Consider the following 5168-nt stretch of genomic DNA (forward strand, 5'->3'; position numbering starts at 1 on the left):
AAAATAAGAAGAACACATTTGTCGTATTGTTAAATGCGGCTCAGTTAGAAGCAGAAGAAGATAGCGATGCAAATATAAACATTCACCCAAAGAAAATTATTGAAAATTTAATTCGCAGATTGTATTCAGCTTCAATAGACGCAAAGATAGGCATTAGCAATGATTTGAAGAAAGATATCGAAAAACTTTATAAAAAAGCAGTTGCAAAAGAATGTTCCATTTTAGTATCTATTGGAAAGCTAGAGCAACAAAAAGATAAAAATACAGTAACAAGGGAATTTAAATTTATATCAAACATTCAGAATACAATTTACTATTTTGGATTCATTATAGCCGCCAGCATATTAATGTTGACAGTAGAGACTAAAAATTTGCTACTAAAATTATTACCACTGATTGTTGCATCGCCATTGCCATTTCTCGTTGATGCATGGTTTAGCTATAAAATGCGAAAAGAGAAAAGCGAGATTAAAGAGACTAAGATTAAGGCGGAAGAGTTATATGCTTTTGATAATAGTATCGGAAATCTCGAATACGATCTTGAGCAAATACATAGGAAGTTCAAGATTGAAAAGAAAAAAATAGTTTACGTTATAGATGAATTAGATAAATTGGATGCAGAGAAAGTGATTGAGGTATTAAAGTTTTTTAAGAATCTGTTTACATTGTCCGATGCGATTTTTATATTTGTAGGGGGAGAGGAAATATACAGGTATGATAAAATAAAGAAACAAGATGATCGAATCAAAGGCCTATCTTTATACAGACCCAAAGAATATACCTTTTTTAATTCAAAATATTTCTTATCTAGACCTCTTTGGGATGATTTAAATGCATATTTTGATGAGATAGTTGAATCTAAGAACAAAATTGGTAATACTCAGGAACTAACAGAACTCAAGAGAGCTTTGGCGTTTGAAGCAAAAAACGACTTTTTTGATTTAAAAACAAAAATCAAAGATAGAATTAGAGAATTTAACGAAAAAGGTCATCCTGTAATTGAAATTGAAGATGATGATACTAAAAAGGCAAAACTACATAAAGCAGTTTCCGTCCTGTTTAAAAAGTATATGTTGTCAAAGCCATCGGCATGGGAAGAAAATGAAATTATTCAACGTGCTTTGTTTGATCTTTCACATGGCTTAATAGCAAAAAATATCGGTGAAAAAGTTCTTGACCCTAGTGATGATTCAATTCAATCAGCGGCTATCCGCGACTTCAATATGTTCTTATATCGATTAAAGATGTTCAATTCGGATAGTTTTACTCAAGTTCCTATGAGAGGTGTAAATATAACTATCAGAACTTACAGTATTCTTGGAGAGATTCCTAATGAACCACCTGACAATTTAGATGCTCCAACTGAATATGAGAATAGATTTATTCAAGAATTTGATAGATATCTTAGCTATATAATCACTATGTATAATCTGCAAACTGATCTTAAAGACAAGCCTAACATAGATGATTTTTGGAGTAATTCGAAGAACTATATGGAAAAATTCTCTTCATGGGGATATAATGTCTCAACCTTATTTGACCAGAATGTTAAATTGTATCAGGAATTAAAGCAGAAAGCACATCAGGATAAGTGCGGCAGGGAGCAAATTGAAAAAAATACAGAAGCACTTTCAGAAGGAATTAAGAAATTAATTTCTGCAATACCAAATGTATTTGGCAAATTCTTAACTGAATGGAATAAAGATTTAATATATAAAAAACTTAATGATGATGCTAATTTATTTGGTGGGGCGGCGAATAAAATTAGGCAATTATTCGGCTCAAAAAATCCAACAGTTGTTACCAATAAAGACAACTCTAGACAAATATTGTTAATTGAGAATGAAATTAATACAATTCGAGATAACACAAGTTTGATTAGAGACAGTTCCGTCACCAATAAAATTATTAGCTTCAGCTTGAATGAGGAGTTACCAGAATTCGATGGTTATAATAGCGTAATAACTTCCGATCCGTCAAAGATGAGTTCAAAACTAATTAAAATGCTGAAATATATAGATGCATTCATAAAATATAAGGCAGAAGAAAGTATCTTAGAAATAGAAGAAGCCATATATGGGAAAAACAAGTCATTCAATATAACTAAGGAGTTGAATCAGCGAATTGTAAATGGGAAATTGTCCGCTGTTATTTCAAATGATATAGCTGGAGATCCGGAACCGAATGTTACAAAAACGCTAAATATAAAATACAAAATTAATGGTAAGACCAAAAGCAAGGAATATCCTGAGGGTGCCAATGTTGAATTACCTTAAGAAAACCAAGGGATCAGGTCTTTACTTTTAACATTGATAGGCTGAAAAATACGCACGGAGCCGTGCGTATTCGTGCGCAAACCGAGCGTAAGGCAAGCGTAATCCGTGCGCAAGTGAGAGTATATCGTCTGAGAATACGCACGCTCAATAATATGCACGAAAAACACCTAGTATATCCCCCCAAACAACAGAATGGGATTTTGAAATAGATAATTTCTTTGGTAGAATGTTTCGGCAGTTTTGAAAAGCGAGAAAATTGATCATTGGGGAAGGGGGGTAATAAAGCAGACTGGCCCTTGCCCGCCCAACCCGTAGCCCGAATTTGGGCGAGGGAGAAGGGCGACCGAGGGTTTTAACCCCGAATATTTCGGGGTTGGGGGGAAGGGGCTTTACCTAATAAGTCATTTAGTTAATTGGGCAGTCTGCTAGCCAGCGCCAAGTTGACGCCCGAATTGCCCCGATGTATCGGGGCGATGAAGGGGCGAGGAAGCTTTCGAGCCGCCGGTAATGGAGCAACGAGGCAAATACATTCCGCCGAGTTGCGGAATGGCGAGCGAGAAGCGACGAGTGAATAAGGGAACGAGGACCCGCCCGTAGCAAATGGGAAGCTTTGCGGAGGGCGGAGAGTAACCGCAGTTTCCCGAACGGCAACGACCCCTAAACGGGGTGGCGATGGCTAAGTCTTCCGGCTTTGCTGGAGCGAAGCGACAGAGGGCGGACGAAGCCCAAAAAAACTCCTTAAAGCGCGCGGGAATGGTTCGATAAACTCACCACTTTAAAAAAATAAATCGTTTTGAGCGGGGCGACAACTTCCTAAATTAATTTCAATGGAGTCCCGCTGTGGCGGGAGGACGCCCACCTGAGGACGCCAAAGGCGGACGAAGGCAAAGCCGGTCAAGGAAGTTCATCATCCTTGCGGATTCGCTTCCACCCCAGGCGGATTTTCAACAAACCAAGTTCGAATATCATTCAAGAGACACCGTTGTATCTCACTTTCAGAAAATTTTGACTTTAAAAGCTTTTCGGGGGGAAGGCTGGAATTGAAATTTGAAATGATTTTCCAAGGCATTTTGGGTCCTGTCCCGTAGGACTTCTATACGGGATCATAGGACAAAGCCCGCTCGAAAATTTTGAAGTTCGAACCAATGAGTTAATATATGAATAAATTGACCGTGAGTAGTGCCTTTTATAATGACATTAGAAAAATTCTAGAAACAGCACGGAACAATGCCTACAAAGCTGTTAATTTTGCCATGGTTGAGGCATATTGGGGTGTTGGCAAAAGAATCGTTGAGGAAGAACAGGAAGGAAGTAAGCGCGCCGAATATGGCGAATATTTGCTCAAGAATTTGTCGGAACGTCTTACCAAAGAGCTTGGTAAAGGGTTTTCGGAAGCAAACATCCGCAACTTTCGTCAATTTTATCTGTCTTTTTCTGAAAACGGACAGATTCGCTACGCACTGCGTAGTGAATTGTCTTGGGCCCATTATCGTCTAATTATGCGTGTAGAAAATCATCAGGCAAGGGTATATTACATGAATGAAGCGGCAGAATGCGGCTGGAGTTCCCGCGCCTTAGAGCGTCAGATAGTTTCACACTATTATGAGAGATTGTTGACTAGTAAAAATAAACGGACATTAATGGCAGAGTCCAATAAAGCAGCCCAAATTCAACCGGCGCAGCCGAGCGATTTTATAAAAGACCCTTATGTGCTTGATTTTCTAGGTTTGGACGAAAACAGAAGGCATCAGGAAAAAGATATTGAGCAGGCAATTTTAAACCAACTGCAAAAGTTTCTTCTTGAGCTTGGGAAAGGGTTTACATTTGTATCAAGACAGCATAGAATTTCAACGGAAAGCAAAGAATTCTATATAGACTTGGTATTCTATAATTATATTCTTAAGTGTTTTGTTCTTGTTGACTTAAAGACAGGAAAGCTTACACATCAGGATATAGGGCAAATGGATATGTATGTAAGGCTTTTTGAAGATAAGATGAAACAAAAAGGAGATAATCCCACAATCGGGATAATACTTTGCTCAGAAAAAGATGAAACTGTCGTCAAATACTCCGTTATGAACAAAAATAAAAAACTATTCGCTTCAAAATATAAGCTATATATTCCCAGTGAAAAAGAACTGATTGCGGAAGTTGAACGGGAAAAACAGATTTTGCGGTTAGATATGAAAAAGAATAGCAAATAAGCTTATGAAATTTGAATTAGATGAATATCACGGAAACGTCTCGGACGGAGAATTAATAGCAGATTTAAAACGAGTTGCGTTAGGGTTAAAAAAGAATTTGGTTTCTAGGGCAGAGTATGATAACTATAGGGCTGTTTCGGTTAGACTTAGGTTTATTATTATGAAGCGTGATAATTTTAAATGTCAGCATTGTGGGCGATCCCCAGCAACAGACCCTACAATAATACTGCATGTTGACCATAAAACAGCTTGGGCAAATGGTGGTGAGACGGTACTTGAGAACTTAGAGACCCTTTGTTCTAAATGTAATATTGGTAAAGGGAACAAATTTTCGGAGTAAAAATATATTTCTACGGCTTTGCTGCTGCGAAGCAGCAGAGGGCGGACGAAGCCCAAAAAAACTCCTTATAGCGCGCGGGAATAAAAAAATAAACCCCGTTAGAAAAATACAAACCGAATAATACTGGCAGAATTACGAAAAGCTGTTAAGTTCTCGTTGCAATATTTCATACTTCTTTAAAATGTTTTGTTGTTTCTAACGGGGTAAATCGTCCTAAATGCTCGTCGAATACAGGGGAAGGGAAAGCCGGTCAAGGAAGTTCATCATCCTTGCGGATTCGCTTCCACCCCAGGCGGATTTTCAACAAACCAAGTTCGAATATCATTCAAGAGGCACCGTTTTATATTT

General features: G+C 37.8%; 3 protein-coding genes. All 3 read left to right on the plus strand.

What is annotated here, in order from left to right; translation table 11 throughout:
• Positions 1–2276 (plus strand): P-loop NTPase fold protein (locus NT145_02335; GenBank protein MCX5781532.1); only part of this gene is annotated, 2276 nt, incomplete at its 5' end.
• A gap of 1157 nt (positions 2277–3433) precedes the next feature.
• Entirely contained in the window at positions 3434–4480 is a 1047-nt protein-coding gene (locus tag NT145_02340; protein ID MCX5781533.1) for a PDDEXK nuclease domain-containing protein, read from the plus strand.
• A gap of 4 nt (positions 4481–4484) precedes the next feature.
• A complete protein-coding gene (locus tag NT145_02345) occupies positions 4485–4820 on the plus strand; it encodes an HNH endonuclease (GenBank protein ID MCX5781534.1) in 336 nt (111 codons plus the stop codon).
• Positions 4821–5168: the final 348 nt, after the last annotated feature.

Source organism: Elusimicrobiota bacterium (assembly GCA_026388075.1).
Lineage (GTDB): Bacteria > Elusimicrobiota > Endomicrobiia > Endomicrobiales > JAPLKN01 > JAPLKN01.